The 23,532-nt window shown below is 72.1% G+C and carries 20 protein-coding genes and 1 riboswitch; of the genes, 10 read left to right on the top strand and 10 right to left on the bottom strand.

Annotated elements, in window-relative coordinates:
- Positions 1-322: 322 nt before the first annotated feature.
- The 4 genes from ACA511_RS31615 to ACA511_RS31630 all read right to left on the bottom strand — a co-directional run bounded on the left by ACA511_RS31615 (position 323) and on the right by ACA511_RS31630 (position 4,926).
- Complete coding sequence (locus tag ACA511_RS31615) at positions 323-1,093, bottom strand: succinate dehydrogenase/fumarate reductase iron-sulfur subunit (RefSeq protein ID WP_375028322.1); 771 nt, start codon at positions 1,091-1,093, stop codon at positions 323-325.
- The gene (locus tag ACA511_RS31620; RefSeq protein ID WP_375028323.1) at positions 1,090-3,093 is read right to left on the bottom strand and encodes a fumarate reductase/succinate dehydrogenase flavoprotein subunit; all 2,004 of its coding nucleotides are present in this window, start codon (positions 3,091-3,093) and stop codon (positions 1,090-1,092) included. The genes ACA511_RS31615 and ACA511_RS31620 overlap by 4 nt, the downstream gene beginning before the upstream one ends.
- Positions 3,094-3,105: 12 nt before the next feature.
- A complete protein-coding gene (locus ACA511_RS31625; protein WP_375028324.1) occupies positions 3,106-3,939 on the bottom strand; it encodes a hypothetical protein in 834 nt (277 codons plus the stop codon).
- Between the two features lie 351 nt (positions 3,940-4,290).
- On the bottom strand, positions 4,291-4,926 hold the full coding sequence (locus tag ACA511_RS31630; protein WP_375028325.1) for a DNA-binding protein: 636 nt from the start codon (positions 4,924-4,926) through the stop codon (positions 4,291-4,293).
- Positions 4,927-5,058: 132 nt separating this feature from the next.
- Between ACA511_RS31630 and ACA511_RS31635 the strand changes: the two genes are divergently transcribed.
- Both ACA511_RS31635 and ACA511_RS31640 read left to right on the top strand, forming a co-directional pair.
- On the top strand, positions 5,059-5,643 hold the full coding sequence (locus tag ACA511_RS31635) for a hypothetical protein (protein ID WP_375028326.1): 585 nt from the start codon (positions 5,059-5,061) through the stop codon (positions 5,641-5,643).
- Positions 5,644-5,648: 5 nt separating this feature from the next.
- A complete protein-coding gene (locus tag ACA511_RS31640) occupies positions 5,649-6,206 on the top strand; it encodes an OmpA family protein (protein ID WP_375028327.1) in 558 nt (185 codons plus the stop codon).
- 132 nt (positions 6,207-6,338) lie between these two features.
- Here ACA511_RS31640 and ACA511_RS31645 read toward each other — a convergent pair whose 3' ends face one another.
- Entirely contained in the window at positions 6,339-7,187 is an 849-nt protein-coding gene (locus ACA511_RS31645) for a serine/threonine-protein kinase (protein ID WP_375028328.1), read from the bottom strand.
- Positions 7,188-7,359: 172 nt separating this feature from the next.
- Here ACA511_RS31645 and ACA511_RS31650 point away from each other — a divergent pair, with 172 nt between their 5' ends.
- On the top strand, positions 7,360-9,186 hold the full coding sequence (locus tag ACA511_RS31650) for an LCP family protein (RefSeq protein ID WP_375028329.1): 1,827 nt from the start codon (positions 7,360-7,362) through the stop codon (positions 9,184-9,186).
- Positions 9,187-9,192: 6 nt separating this feature from the next.
- Here ACA511_RS31650 and ACA511_RS31655 read toward each other — a convergent pair whose 3' ends face one another.
- The gene (locus ACA511_RS31655) at positions 9,193-9,813 is read right to left on the bottom strand and encodes a prepilin peptidase (RefSeq protein WP_375028330.1); all 621 of its coding nucleotides are present in this window, start codon (positions 9,811-9,813) and stop codon (positions 9,193-9,195) included.
- 42 nt (positions 9,814-9,855) lie between these two features.
- Positions 9,856-10,278, bottom strand: a complete 423-nt coding sequence (locus tag ACA511_RS31660) for a DUF3592 domain-containing protein (RefSeq protein ID WP_375028331.1) — start codon at positions 10,276-10,278, stop codon at positions 9,856-9,858.
- A 282-nt stretch (positions 10,279-10,560) separates the two neighbouring features.
- Between ACA511_RS31660 and ACA511_RS31665 the strand changes: the two genes are divergently transcribed.
- The 6 genes from ACA511_RS31665 to ACA511_RS31690 all read left to right on the top strand — a co-directional run bounded on the left by ACA511_RS31665 (position 10,561) and on the right by ACA511_RS31690 (position 18,678).
- Positions 10,561-11,043, top strand: coding sequence for a DUF4282 domain-containing protein (locus ACA511_RS31665; RefSeq protein ID WP_375028332.1), 483 nt, complete (start codon positions 10,561-10,563; stop codon positions 11,041-11,043).
- Positions 11,044-11,055: 12 nt separating this feature from the next.
- On the top strand, positions 11,056-13,401 hold the full coding sequence (locus tag ACA511_RS31670; protein ID WP_375028333.1) for a protein kinase: 2,346 nt from the start codon (positions 11,056-11,058) through the stop codon (positions 13,399-13,401).
- Positions 13,398-14,531 carry a response regulator receiver protein gene (locus tag ACA511_RS31675; RefSeq protein WP_375028334.1) on the top strand — a complete coding sequence of 378 codons (1,134 nt, stop codon included), beginning with the start codon at positions 13,398-13,400 and terminating at the stop codon, positions 14,529-14,531. Before ACA511_RS31670 ends, ACA511_RS31675 begins: the two co-directional genes overlap by 4 nt.
- An 81-nt stretch (positions 14,532-14,612) precedes the next feature.
- Positions 14,613-16,517, top strand: coding sequence for an AAA family ATPase (locus tag ACA511_RS31680; protein WP_375028335.1), 1,905 nt, complete (start codon positions 14,613-14,615; stop codon positions 16,515-16,517).
- Positions 16,514-17,275 carry a 4Fe-4S single cluster domain-containing protein gene (locus tag ACA511_RS31685; protein WP_375028336.1) on the top strand — a complete coding sequence of 254 codons (762 nt, stop codon included), beginning with the start codon at positions 16,514-16,516 and terminating at the stop codon, positions 17,273-17,275. Before ACA511_RS31680 ends, ACA511_RS31685 begins: the two co-directional genes overlap by 4 nt.
- Positions 17,263-18,678: an FHA domain-containing protein gene (locus tag ACA511_RS31690; protein ID WP_375028337.1), complete on the top strand. Its 1,416-nt coding sequence runs from the start codon at positions 17,263-17,265 to the stop codon at positions 18,676-18,678. Before ACA511_RS31685 ends, ACA511_RS31690 begins: the two co-directional genes overlap by 13 nt.
- A gap of 72 nt (positions 18,679-18,750) precedes the next feature.
- On the opposite strand, the gene typA is transcribed toward ACA511_RS31690, so the two are convergent.
- A complete protein-coding gene (gene typA / locus ACA511_RS31695) occupies positions 18,751-20,604 on the bottom strand; it encodes a translational GTPase TypA (RefSeq protein WP_375028338.1) in 1,854 nt (617 codons plus the stop codon).
- A gap of 216 nt (positions 20,605-20,820) precedes the next feature.
- Positions 20,821-20,971: riboswitch (cyclic di-AMP (ydaO/yuaA leader) on the top strand.
- A gap of 7 nt (positions 20,972-20,978) precedes the next feature.
- Between typA and ACA511_RS31700 the strand changes: the two genes are divergently transcribed.
- Positions 20,979-21,998 (top strand): NlpC/P60 family protein, encoded by a 1,020-nt coding sequence (locus ACA511_RS31700; protein ID WP_375028339.1) that lies wholly within the window; start codon positions 20,979-20,981, stop codon positions 21,996-21,998.
- Positions 21,999-22,346: 348 nt separating this feature from the next.
- Here the strand turns inward: ACA511_RS31700 and ACA511_RS31705 are convergent, their stop codons facing one another.
- Positions 22,347-22,742, bottom strand: coding sequence for a (deoxy)nucleoside triphosphate pyrophosphohydrolase (locus tag ACA511_RS31705; protein WP_375028421.1), 396 nt, complete (start codon positions 22,740-22,742; stop codon positions 22,347-22,349).
- Between the two features lie 9 nt (positions 22,743-22,751).
- Complete coding sequence (locus ACA511_RS31710) at positions 22,752-23,528, bottom strand: Mut7-C RNAse domain-containing protein (RefSeq protein WP_375028340.1); 777 nt, start codon at positions 23,526-23,528, stop codon at positions 22,752-22,754.
- Positions 23,529-23,532 lie beyond the last annotated feature (4 nt).

Raw genomic sequence — 23,532 nt, forward strand, 5'->3', positions numbered from 1 at the left:
TAAAGGGATCCGGGCCCGGCCGCCCCCGGGAGGCAATCACGGTTCAGTATCGCGTTGTGTGCACTATTCCCTACTCCGCCGGGCGGGCGTGCGTCACAGTTGCTCCCGGCGTGCGCATTCGGAGGGCCGTCCGGTGTCCACGGCGTCCACGGGGAACGGCGGGGACGGCGGGCGGCGGTCCGGGGGCGCGCCGCCCGCCGTGTTCCGGGAGCGCCGCACGCCAGAGCGCCGCTCCCGCAGCGGAGACCGGCGGGAAACGCGAACGCCCCCCGTCGCGCGGGGCGGCGGGGGACGTTCGCGAGAACCTCGGGACGCGTGGACCTCAGGCGGACGGGGTGTCCTGGCCCTTCTTCACGATGCCGAGCTTGCTGCCGAGCCACACCACCGGGTCGTACTTGCGGCCGACGACCCGCTCCTTCATCGGAATCAGGGCGTTGTCGGTGATCTTGATGTGCTCGGGGCAGACCTCGGTGCAGCACTTGGTGATGTTGCAGAACCCGAGGCCGTGGTCGTCCTGCGCGATGTTGCGCCGGTCGGCCTGGTCGGCCGGGTGCATCTCCAACTCCCCGATCCGCATCAGGAAGCGCGGGCCGGCGAAGTTCTCCTTGTTCTCCTCATGGTCGCGGACGACGTGGCAGACGTTCTGGCACAGGAAGCACTCGATGCACTTGCGGAACTCCTGCGACCGCTCCACGTCCACCTGCTGCATCCGCAGCTCGCCCGGCTTGGCGTCGCCCGGGTCGAACGAGGGGACCTCCCGGGCCTTCTGGTAGTTGAACGACACGTCCGTGACCAGGTCGCGGATGACCGGGAACGTGCGGATCGGGGTGACCGTGACCGTCTCGTCCGGGTCGAAGGTCGACATCCGGGTCATGCAGAGCAGCTTCGGCATGCCGTTGATCTCCGCCGAGCACGAGCCGCACTTGCCCGCCTTGCAGTTCCACCGGACGGCGAGGTCGGGCGCCTCCGTGGCCTGCAGCCGGTGGATGATGTCGAGGACGACCTCGCCCTCGTTCACCTCGACCGTGTAGTCGGTGAGCTCGCCGGAACCGTCGTCCCCGCGCCAGACCCTGAACTTGGCCTCGTAGCTCATCGGTCGCCCTCCTCGTCGTCCGCGGCGCCGGCGGCGGTCGCGCCCGACCCGGCCGCGTCCTCCGCCTCCTCCGCCTCGACCTCCTCGGCCAGCCCCTTCGGCAGCTCCTCGGCGGTCAGGTACTTCTTCAGCTCGTCGTTCTCGAACAGTTCGAGCAGGTCCTCGCGCATCGGCGACAGGGACTGCCGCGTCAGCTCGACGTGGGGGGACGCCGGGTCGCCGGCCAGCGAGCAGACCAGGTTGACCTTGCGCCAGTCCGCCGACATCCCCGGGTAGTCGTCGCGGGTGTGGCCGCCGCGGCTCTCCTGCCGCTCCAGCGCCGCCTTCGCGACCGCCTCCGACACCAGCAGCATGTTGCGCAGGTCGAGGGCCAGGTGCCAGCCCGGGTGGTAGCCGCGGCCGTCGTTCACCGCGACCGGCTCGACGGCGACGTTCGCGACGCGCTCGCGGAGCTCGCCGAGCGCCTCGATGGCCTGCTCCAGCTCCTCTTCCTTGCGGATGATGCCGACCAGCGTGTTCATCGTCTGCTGCAGCTCGGCGTGCACGGCGTAGGGGTTCTCGCCGTCCTTGCGCCCGAACGGGGCGAGGGCCTCGGCCGCCGCCGCCTCGATCTCGGCGTCGGGGGCGGCCGGCCGCGCGGCCAGCCCGTCCACGTACTCGGACGCGCCGAGCCCGGCGCGCCGCCCGAAGACCAGCAGGTCCGACAGCGAGTTGCCGCCGAGCCGGTTCGAGCCGTGCATGCCGCCGGACACCTCGCCCGCCGCGAACAGGCCGGGGACCTTCGCCGCGCCGGTGTCCGGGTCGACCTCCACGCCGCCCATCACGTAGTGGCAGGTCGGGCCGACCTCCATCGCCTCCTTGGTGATGTCGACGTCCGCCAGCTCCTTGAACTGGTGGTACATCGACGGCAGCCGCTTGACGATCTCGGCGGCGCCGCCCGGCATCCGGCCGACGACGGTGAGGAACACGCCGCCGTGCGGTGATCCCCGCCCCGCCTTGACCTCGGAGTTGATGGCGCGCGCCACCTCGTCGCGGGGCAGCAGCTCGGGGGGCCGCTTGTTGTTGTCGGGGTCGTCGTACCAGCGGTCGCCCTCCTCCTCGGAGGTGGCGTACTGGTCCTTGAAGACCTCGGGGATGTAGTCGAACATGAACCGCTTGCCGTCGGAGTTCCGCAGGACGCCGCGGTCACCGCGCACCGACTCGGTCACGAGGATGCCCTTGACGGACGGCGGCCAGACCATCCCCGTCGGGTGGAACTGCACGAACTCCATGTTCAGCAGCGTCCCGCCGGCGAGCAGCGCCAGCGCGTGCCCGTCCCCGGTGTACTCCCAGGAATTGGACGTGACCTTGAACGCCTTGCCGATGCCGCCGGTCGCCAGCACCACCGCCGGGGCCTCGAACACCACGAACTTGCCGGTCTCGCGGACGTAGCCGAACGCGCCGCAGATCTTGCCGTCGGCGTCCTTCAGCAGCCGGGTGACCGTCGTCTCGGCCCACACCTTGAGGTTGGCCTCGTAGTCGCCGTGCTCGGCGTGGTCCTCCTGCTGGAGGGCGACGATCTTCTGCTGGGTGGTGCGGATCAGCTCCAGGCCCGTCCGGTCGCCGACGTGCGCCAGCCGCGGGTACTCGTGCCCGCCGAAGTTGCGCTGGCTGATCTTGCCGTCCTTGGTGCGGTCGAACAGCGCGCCCCACAGCTCCAGCTCCCAGATCCGCTCCGGGGCCTCCTTGGCGTGCAGCTCCGCCATCCGCCAGCTGTTCATGAACTTGCCGCCGCGCATGGTGTCGCGGAAGTGGACCATCCAGTTGTCGTTGGCGTTGACGTTGCCCATCGCGGCGGCCGCGCCGCCCTCGGCCATCACCGTGTGGGCCTTGCCGAACAGCGACTTGGAGATGATCGCGGTCTTCTTGCCCTGGAGGCGCGCCTCGATCGCCGCGCGCAGACCGGCGCCGCCGGCGCCGATCACCACGACGTCGTACGAGTGCCTCTCGATCTCAGTCATGATTCCTTGGCCTCAGTTGAAGATGCGCGGGTCGTTGAAGGCGCCGCCGGCGACGAGTGCGACGTAGGCGTCGGCCACCACCAGCGAGCCCAGGGTGATCAGGGCGTACATGCCGTGCCGCTCGTTGATCTTGGACACCCAGCCCCACATCCGGTACCGGAACGGGTGCTTGGAGAAGTTCTTCAGGCGTCCGCCGACGATGTGCCGGCAGGAGTGGCACGACAGCGTGTACAGCCACAGCAGGACCACGTTCGCCACGAGGATGAGGGTGCCGAGACCGATGCCGATCCCGCCGTCCTTTCCGTGGAAGGCGCGGATCGCGTCGTAGGTGTTGACGAGGGAGATGAGGACGGCGGCCAGCCAGAAGTAGCGGTGCAGGTTCTGGCCGATCAGGGGGAAGCGCCGCTCCCCGGTGTACTTGGCGTGCGGCTCCTTGACCGCGCAGGCGGACGGCGACAGCCAGAACGACCGGTAGTACGCCTTGCGGTAGTAGTAGCAGGTCAGCCGGAACAGCAGCAGGAACGGCAGCGAGACCGCCGCGAACGGGATCCAGCCGCGGGTGCCCGCCGGGAGGAACGTCCCGAACTCGGCCGCGTTGCCGCGCTGGCCGGTCTGCCCGACCACGTCGTTGCAGATCTCGTTCAGGCACGGTGAGTAGAACGGCGTCAGGTAGTGGTACTCGGGCACGTAGAACGCGGAGCCCCAGAAGGCCCGGACGGTCGCGTACACCACCCACGCCGTGAAGATCACGAAGGTCGTGATCGGATACAGCCGCCAGTTGTCCTTCCGGAGGGTGCGTTCCTTGATCTGGGCGCGCGTTTTGGCGGGCGCCTCCACAGTGCTCATCGATCGCTCTCCTGAGCTCGGGTCGTCGTGTCCCCGTACCACGGTCCGCGCGCACCGTCCGGCCGTCGCGCCCGGCCGCCGGCTCATCGCGCCCTCGCGCCATAAGCCGCCGGCCATGCGTCCGGCCGGGGGCCGCGCTCCGGCGGCCGGGGCCGTGCCGCATGCGGGCGGTGACGCCTCGTGTGCGCTTCCAGCGAAGCGACCCTATGCCACTTACCGGGAGCTGTGACATACATAACAGCCAGACCCGCATGTGAGCCTGACCACAGACTTTAGCCCGGCAGGGGACGCCTCGCACGGGCCTCCGTCCATAACCAGTTGTTATGGCGGAGGGGAATCGAGACGAGCGCGCTACGGAATGACCGAGCGGTCGCCGAGCACCCGGCCGAGGACGGTGCGGGCGAAGTGGGCCTCGGCCTCGCTCGTCCGGCCGGTGCCGTACACCCGGAGGACCTCGGCGAGGTCGGGGAAGCGGTCGGCGATGAGGGCGGCGGCGTCGTCGATCTCGGCGGCGGACGCGACTTCGCGCAGGAGCGCCTGCACCAGGCGGGCGGGCTCGGCCTCGGGCGGCCGCCCGTCCGGAGGGAGGGAACGTCCCGTGTCGGTACGGCCGGTCGCGCGTCCGGCGCCGGGGGCGCGTTCGGACGCGGCCATGCGCAGCCCGGAGGTGGTGGCGGCCGTCTCCCCCCTGATCTCCGCCAGGCGCTCCTTGACCTCCGCGGCCGGCAGCGCGCCGAACGCGGGATCGGCGACGAGGTCTTCGACCGCCATCAGCCGGTGCAGGACCGCCGGGTTGCTGATCTTGGCCCGCTGGCCGGACATCAGCTGCGACAGCATCGGCGCCGACAGCCCGAGCACGCCGGCGAGACCGGACTGGGACAGGCCGAGCCGGTCGAGCAGCGGCCGGACCCGGTCGCCGAGCGGCTCGCCGTACCACTCGGTCTGCAGCGCGCGGTTCCGGGCGACCGTGTCCTCGGCGACGCTCACCTCTTCGCCCCTCCTTGACGATTCGCAAATGCAAACGCTAGATTAACGTCCGCACACGCCGATGCGGCTCCGCAGGCCATGCTGCCACGGAACGCGCTGTTTGCATATGCGACAAACCGGAGAGGATCGACCATGCGCCCGACGTTTCGCCTGGTGGCCGCCAGCGCCGCGACCCTGCTGCTGGCCGGCGGGCTGACCGGCTGCTCGATGCTCGGCTCCGACGAGTCCGGCTCGGGTTCGTCGTCCGGGAGCGGCTCGGCCGCCGAGGGCGGCTCCAACGTCTCGCTGGGCCGGGCGGGCTTCGACAACGCCGCGAAACCGGTGGTGAAGGGCACGTTCGCCAGCCCGGCGGGGAAGGACGCCACGATCGACATCGCCGTCATGGGCCTGCGGGCGAAGGGGCGGCTGGCCACGCTGAGCGTCCAGCTCACCCCGCACATCCCCGCCCCCACGACGGATCGGATCAACGCCTACGCCCTCAACGGCGAACACGGCCTCGGCACCTCGCTCATCGACCCGGTGAACCTCAAGCGGTACGTCGTCGTGAAGGACTCCGGCGGCAAGGAGCTGGAGACGGACGACATCTTCACGAAGATGACGAACCACCAGGCCACGCCCTTCTTCTTCACCTTCGCCGCCCCGCCGGAGAACGTGCAGGCCATCGACGTGCAGATCGGGACGTGGCCCACGTTCCGCAACATCCCGGTCGGGCGGTGAGCCGCATGCGCCGACCGGTCGTCCTCGCGGGCGTCCTCGCCATCGTGCTCGGCATCCCGGCCGTCGCCGGCGCCGACCCCGGCGTTCCGGACGTCAACCTGGCGAAGAGCACCCTGTCCATCGACGCCGGCAGCGCCGTGCACCCCATCGACCTGTCCAAGTCGGTGCTCCCCCTCGAAGAGGAGGAGCGCAGCGGCGCACGGGTCACCGTCCGCATCTCCGCGGACGTCCTGTTCGACTTCGGCAAGGCCACGCTGACCGACGGCGCCCGCCGCCGCATCGCCGCCCTCGCTCCCCGGCTGCGCGACGTCAGGGGCACCGTCCGGGTCTCGGGGCATTCCGACTCGATCGGCGTCCCGGGCTACAACCTGGCGCTGTCCGAACGGCGCGCCGAGGCGGTCAGGGCCGAGCTGCAGGACGCGCTGAAGGGGTCGAACCCGCGGATCCAGGCCACGGGCTACGGCGAGACCAAGCCCGCCGCCGCCAACGAGCAGGGCGGCAAGGACGACCCCGAAGGCCGCGCCAAGAACCGGCGCGTGGAGATCACCTACGAAAAGGGGTGAGCGGCCACCCGCGCACCTCGCGGCCGGTCTCGGCCGGTCGTGGGTGGTCTCGGGCAGTCGTGGGTGGTCTCGGGCAGTCGTGGTGGTCGTGGGCGGTTGTGGGCGGTTGTGGGCGGTTGTGGGCGGGGGCGGTCAGCGGGGTGGCGGACCGAGGTGATCGAAGATCTGCAGGGGTTCGCCGTCCAGCGTCCGAACGGGGAACCGCAGCTCCAGGCGGCACCCGGCCAGCGCCCGCCGCGCCATGTCGGCGTTCCCCGGGCGCTGCGCGGGATCGTCCGCGCACAGGCGGCCGACGACGGACCACAGCATCGGCGGCACCCCGGCGGGCGGCGACCCGACCCGCTGCCGGGGCGCGGGGTCGCCCGCGCCGGTCAGCATGCGCCAGCAGACCATGCCGGCGGCGTACAAGTCCTGGCGCGGGCCCGGACGGTTCCAGTCGAGCACCTCGGGCGCCAGGTATCCGGGCGTGCCCATGGTGAACCCGGTCGTGGTGAACCGCATCCCGTCGTCCCCCAGCGCGATCCCGAAGTCGGCCAGCCGCACGTGCGGCGCCCCGACCGGGCTCGGCTCCAGCAGCAGGTTGGCGGGCTTCACGTCCCGGTGGACGACCCCGGCCCCGTGGATGTGGCTCAACGCGGCCAGCAGCTGATCGAGCACCTCGGCCGCGTACTCGGGCGGCAGCCTGCCGTAGTCCCCGAGGAGCGTCTCCAGCGAACCGCCGCTCATCAGGTCCATCGCCAAGAGGACGTCGTCATCGGTCATGCATGACGCGTACGGCGTCACCACATGCGGATGCGCCAGCCGCAGCGCCCGCTCCCGGACGACCCGCTGCATCAACGCCGGCCCCCGCCGCCGGACGAGCTTGGCCGCGCAGTACCGCCTCTCCGCATGGTCGTAGGCGCGCCACACACGACTCGTCCCCCCGGTCCCGATCCGGTCGAGCATGGTGAACCGACCGCCGATCACCCACCCCTCGTTCACGGCACCGATCGTACGGAACCCGGCCCGATCCGGCCGCCCGGGTATTCCGCCCTCCTGTCAACAGAAAGGGCGCCTCAGGCATCCAATAGGAGGAGCCCGCTCCCCCGCCTCCATAGAATGATCAATCACCCGAACCACCCGCCCTCGACAGGGCCCGCCCGAAACGGGACCGATGAGCGACAAAGACCCCGGCCACGACGACCTCGGACCGGACAAGGCCGCCCATGACACCCCAGAGGCCCCCGACGCCGCGGGGCCGCCCGAAGCCGAAACCGAACCGGCGACCGGGGACCAAGGCGAGAAGCCGCACACCGCCGTCCCTCCCGAGCCCACCCAAGCCGCCCCCGCCCCGGACCGCCCCGCCGAACCCGCTACCGAGGTCGGCTCCGAGCAGCGCGACCCTGCGGTAGATGAATCGGCGGAAGCCGAGGGCACTAGTAAGGCTGGAGCCGGGTCGGAGCGACGCGGGCAGGCGGCGGGTGAAAAGGCGGAGGGTGCGGACGCCGGTGAGGCCACGGTCGTCGTTTCGGCGGCCAAGCGGGGCGGTGCGGAGGATTCCACGGGCGAAGGCGAGGCGAAGGGCGGGGGCGCGGACGTGCCCTCGGCCGAGCAGGGCGGGGCTGGGAGCGGCAAGAAGGGTGAGGGGCGGCGGCGGAGGGTCTGGCGGCGGGTCGCGGTCGGGGTGGTCGTCGTGCTGCTGCTCGGGGGCGGCGGGGCGGCGTGGCTGTACCACGACATCATGGGGGGCATCGAGAAGGAGCACGTCAGCGACAAGCTCGGGACGGACCGGCCGAAGAAGCTGAACAAGTCGCTCAACATCCTGCTGATCGGGTCCGACACGCGGGAGGGCGACAACGCGCGGTACGCGGTGCCGGGTATGTCGGGGGCGCGGTCGGACACCACGATGCTGCTGCACCTTTCCCCGAACCGGGACCAGGCCGTCGGGATCAGCTTTCCGCGCGACTCGATGGTGAAGATGCCCGCGTGCAAGAAGGAGAAGGGCGGGACCGTTCCGGCGCAGTTCGGCATGTTGAACGCGGCCTTCGCGTACGCCGGCCCGACCTGCACGTGGAAGACGCTGGAGTCGCTCACCGGTATCCACATCGACCATTTCGTCCAGGTGGACTTCGCCGGGTTCAAGCGGATGGTCGACGCGCTGGGCGGCGTCCAGATTTGCGTCGACAAGCCGGTGAACGATCCGCGGGCCGAGCTCTACCTGAAGGCGGGGAAGCAGACCGTCAAGGGCGATGAGGCGCTCGGCTACGTGCGGGCCCGCTATTCGCTCGGCAACGGGTCCGACCTTGAGCGGATCGAGCGCCAGCAGAAATTCATGGCCTCGGTCGTCGACAAGGCCACCAGCGGTTCCGTCCTCACCGATCCGGCCAAGACGTACAAGTTCCTCAAGGCCGCGACCAAGTCGATGACGACCGACGACGACCTCGACCTCGCGGCGATGCGGAAGCTGGCGGACGGACTCAAGGGGATGAGCGCGGGGCAGGTGCGGTTCGTGACCGTCCCGGTCGAGGGTTACGCGCCGGACCCGAACCGCGTCCAGTGGAACCGGGAGCTGGCGAAGCCGCTGTTCGAGGCGATCCAGCACGACGGCGAACTGCCCGCCGAGCCCACGGGGCCGGCGAAGCCCGCGCAGGCCGAGCCGCCCGCGCCCGGCAAGGTGCACGTCACCGTCGTCGCGGCCGGGGCCAGGGACAAGCTGGTCGAGCGCGTCGTCAGGCAGCTGAAGCTGCGCGGTTACAAAGTCGCGAAGAAGGTGGAGAAGGGCGCCGGGACGGCGGAGAGCCGCCTCGTCTACGCGCCGGCGGCGGAACCGCAGGCGTCGGCGCTGGCGCGGGACGTCCCCGACGCGGTGCTCACCGCCGATGCGAAGGCCCCGCCGGACGAGGTGCGGCTCGTCCTCGGCACGAACGGCGTCCGGCTCGCGCCGCCCGCCATCAACAAGATCGGCGGAGGAGTGCAGGCCGGTGCGAAGCTCTGCGGCTGACCGGCCTCAGCCGGCGAAGGACAGGACGGAGACGAGCGCCCCGGCGAGCATGTAGGGGCCGAAGGGGAACTCGCCCTTCCGCGTCCGGCGGACGATCATGATGCCGACGGCGACCAGGCCGCCGAGGACGTAGGTCGCGAGGAGGCCGAGCACCCAGGCGTCCCGTCCGAACCAGCCGAGGCAGAGGCCGAGCACGCCGGACAGCTTGACGTCGCCCATCCCGATCCCCGCCGGGACCGCGAACGCCTGCGCGAAATAGAGGACGAACAGCGCCGCCATGCCGATGAGCGCGTGCCCGAACCGCGGCCATCCGTCGTCGGCGAACGGCGCGGCCACCGCCAGCAGCGCCGCCGCGATCCCGTAGGACGGCAGCGTGAACCGGTCCGGGAGCCGCTTGACCTCGACGTCGATGAAGGCGAGCAGGGTCCCGGCCGCCGCGAGGTAGAGCAGCGCGGGCAGGACGGGCTCCGCCCCGGCCCGCCACCCGAGCAGCCCGAAGAGGACGGCCGTGACCAGCCCCGCCAGGATCCGCCGGCGGCGCGGGACGGCGCCGACGTACGGGGCCGCCATGGGCGCCAGGAGCATCCCGACGGCGAACCCCGCGGGCGGCAGCACGAACATGATCATCGATTCTCGTCCCGTCCGCGCGTCACGTCAGCTCACGCCGGTTCACGTCGCGTTCGCGTACAGCAGCGCGATTCCGATGGCCGTGAACACGCAGCCGACCGCGACCATCCCGATCGAACCTGAAAGTGCGCGTCCGGAAGAGGTGTTCATTCGCGCCGTCCGGGGGTTCCGCGGGTCGTACAGGACCTCGACCTGGTGTCCCTTGAGCCGGAAGAGCTCGTAGGATCCCGCCCTGGTCTGGCCGACCGTCTCGATGTCGGCGCCGTCCAATGTGCGGAAACGCAGGACCGGGAAGTATTCGTAGGAGTCCGTGGTCGACGTTCGATGGACCCCGGCGACGATTCCGGGAACGCGATATGCCGAGGCGAGGAACGCCTTGGACGTGCGGTAACGGTGAACGCCGCCGATGCCGAGAGCCGGTCCCAGCAGCAGGGGCACGATTACGAGAAGCCAGCTCGACACCACCAGTACCGCCGCGCTCTTCCGATCCGACGCCAATGCGGATGGTCGGGCCCAGACCCGCCGCCATCCCCGTGACTCCCCACAACGTACAGGCCGCCTGAGAAGAAGGAACCGGTTTCCACGGGGGTGGCCCCGACCGGACGACCGCGATTCCGAGGAGCCCGGTCCGTGGCGTCGGCGACACGGGAGGGAGGCGACGGGGACGGCAGCGCGTGGCTGGGCCGGGTGCCGGACGGGTGCAGGCTCTAGAGTCTGTCTGTAGGCCCCACACTGGAGACGACGGCGATGACGAATCCTTCGGACCCCGGTCACCCTTCGCGCCCGCAGGCGCCCGGCCCGCCGGGGGGCCCGTACGGCGGACCGCCCGGTCCGCGGCAGCCTGGGCCCGTCCCCGGCCCCCGCCCGCCGGGCCCGGTCGGTCCCGCGGGCCCGCCCGAGCAGCAGAGCTGGGCTCCGCCCGAACGAACCGACAAGGGCCTGCTCGGCGCTCTCCTGGACGCCAACTTCGACTCGCTGGTGACTCCGAAGCTGCTCAAGGTCTTCTACGCCCTGTCGATGGTGATGGTCACCTTCGAGTGCCTCGCCATCGTCGGGCTCGCCATCTGGATCATCTCCCTGGACTTCTATTGGGCCGTGGCCGTTCTGCTGATCATCGCGACGCCGCTGATCTGGTTCTTCCAGATGCTGTTCGTCCGGATCCTCATGGAGGCGGTGGTGGTCCGCTTCAAGCAGGCCGAGTATCTGCGGATCATCAAGGACAAGGTCTAGACGGGGCTGCTGGTGGGCGAGTTCGACGGGACGCCGCCGCGCGACACGCGGCGCGACGCCGGGGCGACGCGGCGCGAGGGCGCGCGGGTGCCCGGCCCGAGGTCGGCGGCGGAGACGGCGCGGGACGGGACGGCGGCGGGCGGTTCGCTGATGCGGCTGCCCGCCGTGCTCGGCGAGCGGTACGCGACGGTCGCGGAGCTGCCCGTGCAGGGCGCCGAGTCGGATCTGCTGCTGGTGCGGGACGCGCGCGGCGACGCGTACGTGGTGAAGATCTTCCGCCGCGGCTACCGGGCCGACCGGGACGTGTGGGCGAAGCTGCCCGCGCTCGGCTCGCCGAACGTCCTGCGGATCCTGGAGACCGGGCACGCGGACGGGCGCGACTACGAGATCACCTCGTACGTGCCGGACGGCAACCTGCGGGCGCTGATGCAGGAGGGGCCGCTCCCGGAGGAGGGGGTCCGCGAGGCCGCGGCGCAGCTCGCCGCGGGACTGGCGGCGCTGCACCGGGCGGGCATCGTCCACCGCGATCTGAAACCCGAGAACGTCCTGGTGCTGGGGACGGGCCCGTTGCGGCTGGCGATCGCCGACTTCGGGCTGAGCAAGGTCCTCGACCAGAGCGTGGTGTTCGCGTCGTCGTCGCGGACGCTCGCGTACGCGGCCCCGGAGTCGCTGTCCGGGCAGGTGTCGCCGGCGCGCGACTGGTGGTCGCTCGGCATGATCGTCCGGGAGCTGGCGACGGGGCGGGCGCCGTTCCAGGGGCTCAGCGAGACCGTGGTGGTCGACCATCTCGCGACGCGCCCGGTCAGCGCGGACGACGTCCCCGACCCGAGGCTGCGGATGCTGTGCCGCGGCCTGCTGGCCCGGGATCCGCGCAGAAGGTGGACGGGCGAGCAGGTTCGGGAGTGGCTGGACGGGGGCTCGCCGCCGGTCGCCGAGGAGAGCCCGCAAGCGGAGGCCGGCAGCGGCCTCCCTTTCCAGGGCCACCGCTACACCAGGCGGGACGAGCTGGCGCGCGCGCTTGTCGAGCACTGGGATCACGCCGCGCAGTACTTCTTCGGACGCGGCGAGTCGGGCGAGGCATGGCGGAGCCTGCGCGAGTGGCTCGCGGACGTCCCGGACGACAGCCGCATCGGCCTGATCGACGGCTACCTCATGACGCGGCTCCCCCCGGACGTGAAGCTGCTGCATCTGGTGCGCTGGCTGGATCCGGCGCTCCCTCCGCACTTCCTCGGCCGCCGGGTCGCCGCCGGCGATCTGCCGGGGCTCGCCGCGCTGGCCGGCGACCACCGCCACCCCGACCACGGGACGGCCCGCCTCATCGGCCGCGCGTTGTGGGAGCACCACCTGCTGCACGTGCTGGCCGGTTTCGAGGGCGCGGAGGAGCTGGGCCGGATCGACGACCAGTGGCGCGCTCACGTGACGGCGTGGAACGACCTCGTCCGCTGGCTGCGCGAGCAGGACGCCATGCCGCCGGGCGTCGCGCGGCGGCTGCCGGACGCGGAGGCCGAGGAGCCGCCCGCCGTCCTGCTCACGCTGCTCGCGCTGGCGGCGCGTCCGGCGGAGACCGACCGGCTGATCTCGGAGGGCGCGGCGCGGGCGCGGGAGGCGGTCTCCGGGCCGGTGCCGTGGTTCACCTGGATGGCGGACGGGGCCGGTGACGATCCGCTGCGCCTCCTCGCGGTGACGCGCGCCGCTCCGGAGGCCGTCCTGGAGAGCGAGTCCCGGGCGCGCGACCGGCGCACCGCCGAGCAGCGGGACGAGGAGTTGCGCGCGCAGTGGGCGGAGCGCGAACGGCGGCGGCTCGCCGGCCGCAACGCGGCCATGGGCAAGGCCGTCCTGTGGACGCTGCCGGCGCTGTTCTTCTGGCTCGCAGGCAGCTGGGTGGTCGGCTCGCTGTTCGGCGGCGGCGGCAGTGACAGCGGGACGACGTCCGTCGGCGTGCACGGCTCGTCGTCGGGCTTCTCCTTCGGCGCGCTGGCCGTCGTGTCCGTCCTCGCCTGGGCGGTGCAGTGCGGCAGTGAAGTGCTGCTCGCGCGCGCGCAGGGCGAGGACTACCTCCGCAACGGCCCGTGGTCGATGCTGTCGGGGGTCCTCGGGGCGGGCGGCCGGGGCCTTTCGAAGGCGTCCCAGACGATGTCGGGCGCCGCGCGGCGGACGGGGCGGCGCGGCTGCGGCGTCCTGCTGATCGCCGTGACGCTCCCGCTGCTGCTCCTCCTGCTCCTGCTCGCGGCGCTGACGTCGGTCGCGAGCCTGCTCTGGCTTCTCGTCCTCATCGCCGTCCCCGCCGCGCACGCCGTCGCGGCGGGTGTGCGGCTGCACCGCTGGCGGCAGGCCCGCACGATCGGAGGCACTCCTTGAGCAGCGGAATCGACGCCGACATCGCGCTGGACGCGGCGGTCGTGCTCAGCCTGGGCATGAACCGGGTGCTCGGCCGCGGCGCCGGACTGGCCGGACGCGGCGCGGAGGCGCTCGCGGCGCTCGCCGCCGGGCGGGCCGAGGCGCGGGCGGCGGCCCTCGCCGAGGTCGAGTCGCACGAGCGCGCCCTGCGCGAGGTCGTGGAGCGCAACGCGCGCATCGCGGCGCTCGCCGAGACCCGCGCGAAGATCGGCGCGGAGGTGCCGCTGCCCGAGCGGCTGCGGCCGGACGAGCAGACGCCGGCGGAGCTGGCCGCCTGGTGCGCGGCCGCCGACCAGGCCCTGGACGAGGCGGAACGGCGCCTGTCCGAGCACCTCGCCGCCCAGGTCAGCACGCAGATCTTCGCCGTCCCCGCGGAGGGCCTCACAGCCGCCGCGGCGCGGCCCGCGCCCCCGCCGGCCGGCGGCGACGACGACGACGTCCAGCGGAACCTCGAACGGATCATGGCGCGGCTGCTGCCGGACGCGGCGGACGCGGAGCGGCGGGCCGTCGCGGAGGCGGCCCGGCTGCTCGCGGAGGCCGGGACGGCGGAGGAGGCCGAGGGCGTCCTGCACGAGGTGCGGCTGCGGATCCAGTCCGCCAACCGCCGCACCGAGGAGCGGCGGGCGGAGGAGCGGCGGCTGGCGGCCGAGCGCGACGCCGCCGAGCAGGCCGGGGCCGAGCGCCGCTACGTCCTCGACTCGATCACCGCCGCGTTCGAGGACATGGGGTACGAGGTCCACGCCGGGTTCGAGACGCTGACGGCCGAGGACGGCACGGTGACGCTCACCAAGGGCGCCTGGCCCGACCACAGCGTCCGGATGCGGGTCGACGACGCCGCGCACGTCCGGGCCTCGATGATGCGCGAGCGGCCCGCCGAGAGCGAGGACGACCGGCGGGTGGACGTGGAGCGGGAGCGGGAGTGGTGCGAGGCGTTCGAGGCGGCGCGGGCCCGGCTGGCGGACGCGGGGATCCGCGCGGACGTCGGGTGGCGGCTGGAGCCCGGGGTGCGCGAGCTGCCGGTCTCGGCGCGATCACGGCAGACTAGGGGACGTGCCGGGCAACGCGAGCACCATCGCGAGCGTCATAACTGAGATGCCGGGGGACGGGGATATGGAGCGGGGCCGCATGAGGCCGTCTCCCTGTGACGGCCGTCACCCCGCGGGGGAGCGCAGATGAGCATTGATTCGCCGACTCTCGGGGGCCGGCTGCAGGGCTGGCCGCCGTTCATCCGCGAGCTCGACGCGACCCTCTCGGTGCACTCCCAGTACGTCCTGTCGGGGAACCTCTACGACAGCTTCCTCGCGCCGCCGGCGGAGGGCGCCGGCCCGGCGCGGCTGCTGCCGCTGCGCGGGCTGCTCTGGGAGACGCTTCACTCCAGCGGCGCGTCCTGCATGATCGTGTACGACCCGGTGGACGGCCTCCAGGTCTACCCGGACGGCGACGACGCGGCGGCGCAGGCGGCGCAGCGGCTGCTCGGCAAGACCAAGCCGGACGAGAAGCCGTCGCTGGAGGGGCTGACCCGGCACCTGGCCGCGGTGGCGCGCCCCGGCGAGGACATCCGCGCCGCGTTCGTGATCGACTCCGCGTCGCGGATCGCCCGCACGCCGACCGACCTGGAGCCCGGCGAGCGCGACTTCTTCCGGTTCTGCGCGAAGCTGTCGCGCAGCGCCCGGCCCGTCCGGGTGACGGGGGCGCGGCCGAAGCCGCTCTACAACCCGGTCGTCTGGCTGGTGGAGCGGCCCGGCGATCTGCCGCCGTGGCTGACGGCCGACAACGAGAACATCCGCGAGATCACGATCCCGCGCCCGCACCTCGGCGACCGGCAGGAGACGGCGCGGCTGCTGGCGCGCGCGTTCGGGGTCACCGACGCCGGGACGGACGAGGCCGCGGCCGCGGCGTGCGACGCGTTCGCCGAGCAGGCCGACGGGCTCACCCTCCAGTCGATGATCGAGGTGACGCGGCTGGCGAAGGAGCGCAACGTCGACCTGGCCGACCTGCCGGACGCGGTGCGCACCTACAAGCTCGGCGTCCTCGACAACCCGTGGAGCCGGGGCCATCTGCGCCGCCGGGTGCTGGAGGGCGAGAAGCGCGTCCCGGAGCGGGTGATCGGGCAGCCGCAGGCCGTCACCAAGACCCTCGACATCCTGAAGCGGGCGGTGCTGGGGCTGTCGGGGGCGCAGGCGACCCGGTCCGGCAGCCGGCCGCGCGGCGTGCTGTTCTTCGCGGGCCCGACCGGCACCGGCAAGACGGAGCTGGCGAAGGCGATCACCGAGCTGGTGTTCGGGGACGAGTCCGCCTACCTGCGCTTCGACATGAGCGAGTTCTCCGGCGAGGGGTCCGGCGACCGGCTGATCGGGTCGCCGCCCGGCTACGTGGGGCACGAGGCCGGCGGCGAGCTGACCAACGCCGTCCGCGAGGACCCGTTCCGGGTGATCCTCTTCGACGAGATCGAGAAGGCGCACCCGCGGATCCTGGACAAGTTCCTCCAGATCCTGGAGGACGGCCGCCTCACCGACGGGCGCGGCAACACCGTGCACTTCTCCGAGTCGATCCTGATCTTCACCTCGAACCTCGGGATGTACGTCCCGGGGCGCGACCTGACGACCCGGGACGCGTTCCCGTACGGCACGGCCGACCGTGTGCAGAACATCACACCCGGGATGGCCTACGACGAGGTCGAGCAGCGCATCAAGGGCGCGGTCGCCGACCATTTCACCGAGGTCCTCAACCGGCCCGAGCTGCTCAACCGGTTCGGCGACAACATCGTCGTGTTCGACTTCATCTCCGCCGGGGCCGCGCACAAGATCTTCGACCTGCAGTTCGCGAACATCTGCCGGCGGGTCACCGAGGAGCACCGGCTCTCCCTCGCCGTGAAGGGGGACGCGCTGACGACGCTCCGCGAATGGTGCACGGGCGAGCTGGACAAGGGCGGACGCGGCATCGGCATGGCGCTGGAGTCGCATTTCGTCAACCCGCTGGCGCGCGCGATGTTCGACCGGGAGCTCGTCCCGGACGAGAAGGTCACGGTGACGGGCATCCGGCGCGAGGGAAGCATCGTCCATCTGGAACTCCAGTGACCGGCGAGACCGGCACGGCCGGCGGGGAGGGCTCGGGGGGCGGCGGCGAGGCGCTGCTGCTCGCCAAGGCGCACTATCCGGTGACCACACTCGGCCCCGGAATCCGCGCCGGCATCTGGACGCAGGGCTGCACGCTGCACTGTCACGGCTGCCTCTCCACGGACACCTGGGAGGCCGACCCGCGCCGCGCGGTGCCCGTCGAGACCGTTTTAGGATGGCTCGCGTCCCTGCCCGGACCGGTCGACGGCGTCACCATTTCCGGTGGTGAGCCGTTCCAGCAGCCGGCCGCGCTGGGGGCCCTGCTGCGCGGTATCCACGCGTGGCGGGACACCCTCGACCGTGAGACGATTGCGTTGGACATATTGGTATATAGCGGATATGTCTACTCTCGGCTCTCCCGCGGCGGCGAGACGCGCGAGATCCTGGACATGTGCGACGCCGTGATCACCGGACCGTACGTCGACCGGCTCAATCCGGGGGGGCGACACCCCGCCGACGGCTCCCTACTCTGGAGGGGGTCGGCCAACCAGCGCGTCGTGCCGCTGTCCCCGCTGGGGCGGCGGCGGTACGGGGCACTGGCCGACATCGGCAAGACTGGAGAAGCAACAGGGCCCCGAGTACAGGTGTCCGTGGACGAAGGGCCGGAGGGAAGGCGGGTGTACTACATCGGGATCCCGCGAAGGGGTGACATGGAGCACCTGACGTCGAGGCTCGACCGCGCCGGGGTGCGCTCGGGGGATGTGTCATGGCGACCTTGAACTGTCCTGTCTGCGGCGAGCCGCATCAGCAGGGCGACCTGCTCTGCATGAACTGTGGGGCCAACCTGGCGCGCGGCGGGGGCGGCGCCCACCGGCAGGGTCCGGGCGGGTACGACGACCAGCAGCGTCCCGGCGGCCCGCCGCCCGGGCAGCCGCAGGGCGGCCAGTACGGCGCCCCGCAGCCCGGCCAGCAGCAGTACGGCCAGCCGCAGCAGCCCCACGACCCCTACGGCCAGCAGCAGCAGCCGGGCCCGCCCGGCCAGCAGCCCGACCCGTGGGGCGCGCCGCAGCAACAGCAGGCCGACCCGTGGGGGCCGCCGGCGCCCCAGCAGCAGGCACCCGACCAGTACGGACAGCCACAGCACGGCGCGCCTCCCCAAGGCGGTCCCCCGCAGGGCGGGCCCCAGCAGGGCGGTCACGGGGGCCAGTCCCCGATGCAGCAGCAGCCGCCCGCTGACCCGTGGGGCGCGCCGCAGCAGCAGCCTCAGGACCAATGGGGTCCCCCGCAGCCTCCTCAGGACCAGTACCAGCCGCGCGAGCAGCAGCAGCAGTACCAGCCCCCTCAGGACCAGTACGGCGCTCCGCAGCCTCCTCAGGACCAGTACGGCGCCCCCCAGCCGGCCCAGGACCAGTACGGCGCCCCCCAGGACCAGTACGGGGCACCGCCGCAGGAGCAGTACGGGGCCCCTCAGGAGCAGCAGTACGGCGCCCCCCAGGACCAGTACGGGGCACCGCCGCAGGATCAGTACGGCGCTCCGCAGCCGGCCGAGCACCAGTTCGGTCCGCCGCCCCAGCCGCACGGGCAGCCGCCGCAGGGCGGGCCCCAGCACGGTGGGCCTCCGCACGGCGGCCCGCAGCACGGCGGCCACGGCGGTCCCCCGCTCGGTGGCCCCCCGCAAGGCGGTCCCCAGCACGGTGGCCAGCCGCCGCTGCCGCCGCACGGCCGTGAGGCGACGCTGCTGCCGCACGACCACAACCAGGGCCGGCCTGCGCCCGACAGCACGGCGTTCATGTGCCCGTACTGCGAGGCGGTGCTGAGCAACCCGGGCGCCGCGCAGTGCGACTCGTGCCTTCGGCCCCTGCCGAAGCAGGGCACGCCCGTCCTGCGGGTGCTGTTCCCCACGGGCGAGCTGAAGGTCTCGGTCGGCCAGCACCTCGTGCTCGGCCGGGACGTCGGCCAGTCGCCGGTGGCGGCCACGTTCACGCAGTACGACAACGTGTCGCGGCGCCACTCGACGGTGTGGCTCGACCCGTCCGGCACGGCCTGGGTGCGGGACGAGGGCTCCACCAACGGGACGTTCGTCAACGGCGAACGCCTCCCCCGGGGCGTGGAGGCGCCCCTCCGCGACGGCGACCAGCTCCGCCTGGCCGCCGACGTGACCGGGACCGTCCAGCTGAAGTGACCGGTACGTGAAAGGGCGGCCCCGGGGTTCTCGGAACCCCGGGGCCGCCCCCCTTTCACACGGCGGTGAAGGTCAGCCGGCGCGCTTGGTGCGGGCGCGGGTGCGCTCGCGCTCCTTGGCGTCCAGCACGACCTTGCGGATGCGGACGTTCGCCGGGGTCACCTCGACGCACTCGTCCTCGCGGCAGAACTCCAGCGCCTCCTCCAGCGACAGGTTGCGGGGCGGGGTGAGCCGCTCCAGCTCGTCGCCGGTGGACGACCGCATGTTCGTGAGCTTCTTCTCCTTGGTGATGTTGACGTCCATGTCGTCGGCGCGGGAGTTCTCCCCGACGATCATGCCCTCGTACACCTCGGTGGTCGGCCCGACGAAGAACGTGCCGCGCTCCTGCAGGTTCGTGATCGCGTACGCGGTGGCGACGCCGGTGCGGTCGGCGACGAGCGAGCCGGACGGCCGGGTGCGCAGCTGGCCGAACCAGGGCTCGTAGTCCTCGAAGACGTGGTGCGCCATGCCGGTGCCGCGCGTCTCGGTCATGAACTCGGTGCGGAACCCGATCAGGCCGCGGGCCGGGACGAGGAACTCCATCCGGACCCAGCCGGTGCCGTGGTTGGTCATCTGCTCCATGCGGCCCTTGCGGACCGCCATCAGCTGCGTGACCGCGCCGAGGTGCTCCTCGGGGATGTCGATCGTGAGCCGCTCGACCGGCTCGTGCCGCTTGCCGTCGATCTCGCGGGTGACGACCTGCGGCTTGCCGACGGTCAGCTCGTAGCCCTCGCGGCGCATGTTCTCGACCAGGATCGCGAGGGCCAGCTCGCCGCGGCCCTGCACCTCCCACGCGTCCGGCCGCTCGGTCGGCAGCACCTTGATCGACACGTTGCCGACCAGTTCGCGGTCGAGCCGGTCCTTGACCATGCGGGCGGTGACCTTGGTGCCCTTCTCCCGGCCGGCCATCGGCCCGGTGTTGGTGCCGATCGTCATCGAGATCGCGGGCTCGTCCACGGTGATCAGCGGCAGCGGGCGCGGGTCGTCGGCGTCGGCGATGGTGTCGCCGATCATGATGTCGGGGATGCCGGAGATCGCGATGATGTCGCCCGGACCCGCGTCGTCGGCGGGCTTGCGGGCGAGCGCGTCCGTCATCAGCAGCTCGGTGATCCGGACCCGCTCGACGCTGCCGTCGTGCCGGAACCAGGCGACCTGCTGGCCCTTCTTGATCGTCCCGGCGTGGACGCGGCAGAGCGCGATCCGGCCGAGGTAGCTGGAGGCGTCCAGGTTGGTCACGTGCGCCTGCAGCGGCGCGTCCGGGTCGTAGGACGGCGCCGGGATCGTCTCGGTGATGACCGAGAACAGCGGCTCCAGGTCTTCGCTGTCCGGCATGGCGCCGTCGGCGGGCTTGGCGAGCGAGGCCCGCCCGGCGCGGCCGGACGCGTACACGATCGGGAAGTCGATCTGGCCTTCGTCGGCGTCGAGGTCCATGAACAGCTCGTACGTCTCGTCCACGACCTCGTCGATGCGGGCGTCGGGACGGTCGGTCTTGTTCACGACGAGGATCACGGGCAGCCGGGCGGCGAGCGCCTTGCGCAGCACGAACCGGGTCTGCGGGAGCGGGCCCTCGCTGGCGTCCACCAGCAGGACGACGCCGTCCACCATGGACAGCCCGCGCTCCACCTCGCCGCCGAAGTCGGCGTGGCCGGGCGTGTCGATGATATTGATCGTCAGCCCGTTGTGCTTGACGGCGGTGTTCTTCGCGAGAATGGTGATGCCCTTCTCGCGTTCCAGGTCGTTGGAGTCCATGACCCGGTCGTCGACGTCCTGGTTCTCGCGGAAGGCCCCGGACTGCCAGAGCATGGCGTCGACCAGCGTCGTCTTGCCGTGGTCGACGTGGGCGACGATCGCGACGTTCCGGAGGTCGTCGCGCGTGGAGATGGGCATGCGGGTTACCTTGCGTGAGGTTTCAGGAGAGTCGCCGCAGAAACGCGGCAGCACTCCATTCTACGCGCCGCCGTGCGCCGCCCCATCCCGAGCGCGTCCGTCCCGTCCGCCACAGGGCCTCCCGCGCCTTCACACGGGCCTCCGATTCGCCATCTTTGCTCGTTCTTTGTAATCTGCCCGAGATCCGGTCGTGCGGAGCCCCACCCCCACGGGGCTGCGACCGGGACGCCGAATCTCCCCTCCGCGGGGAGAACCGGGGACCCACGCAACTCGGGGTGAATCGACGCACGTCGCAGGACGCGCGCCGTAGGGCGACTCCTGGCCCGAACCCGTCAGCTAACCCGGTAGGCGCGCGAGGAGAGGAGAACACCGGCTTGGCACCGGACCCCCACCGGCGGCGTCGCGTCACGCCCGCCGCCACCGCGGCGACCATGCTCCTGATCGGCCTCGGCGCCACCGCGCCCGTCGCCGCCCACGCCGCACCGCCGTTCCGGACGGCCGCCGCCGTGGCCGCGCCGAACCCCACTCCGACGACGGAGAAGGGGCTGCGCAAGAGCCTGAACGCGCTGAACGAAGAGGCCGAGATCCTCACCGAGAAGTTCAACAAGACCCGCGTGGACCTGAAGGCCGCGCAGAAGGCCCAGCGGGACGCCGCCAAGACGGCGCAGACCCTGCGTTCCCAGGCCGCCCCCTCCCGCGAGCAGCTCGGCCGGATGGCCGCCGCGAACTACATGGCCGGCGCCCCCGACGCGATCTTCGGCGCGACCGGATCCCCGGACGGGCTGTCCGACGGCGCCTACCTCGTGCAGAACCAGGCGCACGCCGTCCTCGCCCTGCGCAAGCAGATCGAGCGGGCCGAGGCCGCCGAACGCGACGCGAAGGCCAAGACCGCCCGGGTCGAGAAGGCCTGGGACGACGCCAAGAAGGCGCGCTCGGCGGCGAAGGCCAAGGTCGCCGAGGTGATGAAACGCCTCGACAAGCTCTCCACCACGCACGCCAGCGACCCGCGCACCGGCCTCACCGCGACCATCAAGGGCTCCGACCTGCCCGCCAAGATGGCCCGCAAGGCCTACGGCAAACTCGGCTCCCCGTACGTGTGGGGCGCCGCCGGCCCGAGCAGCTTCGACTGCTCCGGCCTCGTCGTCTGGGCCTACGCGCAGGTCGGCAAGTCCGGCCTGCCGCACTACACCGGCGACCTGTACCAGCTCGGCACGAAGGTCTCCCAGAGCCAGCTGCGCTCCGGCGACCTCGTCTACTTCGGCAGCAACCTCCACCACATGGGCATCTACCTCAGCGGCGGCAAATACCTGCACGCCCCGCAGACCGGCGATGTGGTGAAGATCTCCAAACTGTCGGACCGGTCCGACTTCGCGGGCGCCAACCGAATCACCTGATTCGCGCCCCCCACGAGCGTCGGGGGCTTCCTGCGGCGCGGCAGGAAGCCCCCGCGGTTCTTATTGCTTCGCCCTCGGCGTCAGGCGCTGGCGCGCCCTCCTTCAACGGCCGAAGCGGCGATCGCTCTGTTCATCGCTTCGCCCTCGGCGTCAGGCGCTGGCGCGCCCTCCTTCAACGGGCAAAGCGGCGATCGCTGCATCGCTTCGGCTCGCCTGGCGGCTCGCTGCGCGATCAGGTTTCTCGCAGGCTCGAAACCTGCCTTCGGACGCGATCGCAACGTTCAGGTCGTTGCCGGCTCAGGTTACGGACGTTCATGCTCAGGTCGTTGCGTGGTTGCGGCCCTGGGGCTAGGCGAAGCCCTCTTGGGCGATGACGTCTATGACGGGGCGGTCGCCTGGGAGCCAGTCGACCTCGTAGAGCTCGTGCGGGGACAGCCAGCGGAGCGCTAGGTGCTCCAGGGCCCGGGGCTCTCCCTCGGTGATCTCGGCCGTCCACACGCGCAGGAGGCTGCGCCCGCTCAGCCGCCAGTCGCCGCCGATCCGGCGGCCGAGCCGCACCTTGATCGCCAGTTCCTCGTGGCACTCGCGGACGAGGGCGTCCTCGTCCGACTCCCCCGGGTCGACCTTTCCGCCCGGCAGCTCCCAGCCGCCCGCCATGTGCGGCGGCTCGGCCCGCTGCGCGCTGAGCAGCCGTCCGTCCGCGATGATCGCCGCACCTACGACAACGAGATCGATCGCAACCAGCCCCTCTCCCTAACGCTCCGAAATCGCGGCCTCGGTCCCGCGGACCGACTCGACCAGCCGGACCGAGGCCCGGACGATCTCCTCCAGGTGGCCGCCGTGCGCGCCGCGCCAGTAGAGCTGCCCGCAGTCGGCGCAGCGGCCGTAGACGTCGTAGTTGCGGCGCGTCCCCGCCTCCAGGTCGCCCGCGATCTCGCTCTTGTCGACCGGGACCAGCTCGCCGTTGCAGGCGGTGCAGCGCGTCCACGGCCGGAGGACGGGGGCGAACCGGCCGAGGAGGTCGCGGAGCTGGTCGTCCGGCCGGGAGCCGCGGACGTAGGCGCCGAACCACAGCGCGCGGCGGCGGAGGAGGCCGCGGTCCTGGGTGAGGAGGACGCGGCGCTCCGCGTTGGCCTGGACGACCAGCGCCGGGTCGTCCATGTCGTTGTGGTAGGCGGTGTCGAGGCCGAGGAGGCGCATCCGCCGGGCCAGCGTGCCGAGGTGCACGTCCAGGAGGAAGCGCGGCGCGGCCTGGCCGGGCTCCAGCGGGACGGGCTGCGGACGCGGCACCGCCGCCACGTGGACCTCGTCGCCCCCGTCCGGCCGGGCGGACGGTTCGACCCGCGCGCCGCCGATGGTCATCGGGCCCGCCTCGGGCAGCGGCACGCCGAGCGACTCCACGAGGTGCCCCAGCGTCGACGTCCCGTCGCAGGGCACGCGGGTCACGGGCTCGCGCCGCGTGGCCGGCAGGAACATCAGCAGTTCGCCGGCGACGCGGATGGTTATCTCCGACTCCACGCCGATCAGCATGCCA

Origin of the sequence: Actinomadura sp. GTD37, assembly GCF_041951365.1 — a bacterium.
Lineage (GTDB): Bacteria > Actinomycetota > Actinomycetes > Streptosporangiales > Streptosporangiaceae > Spirillospora.

Coding starts and splice junctions, on each gene's coding strand:
- ACA511_RS31615 (WP_375028322.1), bottom strand. CDS start 1,093: ATGAGCTACGAGGCCAAGTTCAGGGTCTGGCGCGGGGACGACGGTTCC.
- ACA511_RS31620 (WP_375028323.1), bottom strand. CDS start 3,093: ATGACTGAGATCGAGAGGCACTCGTACGACGTCGTGGTGATCGGCGCC.
- ACA511_RS31625 (WP_375028324.1), bottom strand. CDS start 3,939: ATGAGCACTGTGGAGGCGCCCGCCAAAACGCGCGCCCAGATCAAGGAA.
- ACA511_RS31635 (WP_375028326.1), top strand. CDS start 5,059: ATGCGCCCGACGTTTCGCCTGGTGGCCGCCAGCGCCGCGACCCTGCTG.
- ACA511_RS31640 (WP_375028327.1), top strand. CDS start 5,649: ATGCGCCGACCGGTCGTCCTCGCGGGCGTCCTCGCCATCGTGCTCGGC.
- ACA511_RS31650 (WP_375028329.1), top strand. CDS start 7,360: ATGAGCGACAAAGACCCCGGCCACGACGACCTCGGACCGGACAAGGCC.
- ACA511_RS31655 (WP_375028330.1), bottom strand. CDS start 9,813: ATGATCATGTTCGTGCTGCCGCCCGCGGGGTTCGCCGTCGGGATGCTC.
- ACA511_RS31665 (WP_375028332.1), top strand. CDS start 10,561: ATGACGAATCCTTCGGACCCCGGTCACCCTTCGCGCCCGCAGGCGCCC.
- ACA511_RS31680 (WP_375028335.1), top strand. CDS start 14,613: ATGAGCATTGATTCGCCGACTCTCGGGGGCCGGCTGCAGGGCTGGCCG.
- ACA511_RS31690 (WP_375028337.1), top strand. CDS start 17,263: ATGGCGACCTTGAACTGTCCTGTCTGCGGCGAGCCGCATCAGCAGGGC.
- typA (WP_375028338.1), bottom strand. CDS start 20,604: ATGCCCATCTCCACGCGCGACGACCTCCGGAACGTCGCGATCGTCGCC.
- ACA511_RS31710 (WP_375028340.1), bottom strand. CDS start 23,528: ATGCTGATCGGCGTGGAGTCGGAGATAACCATCCGCGTCGCCGGCGAA.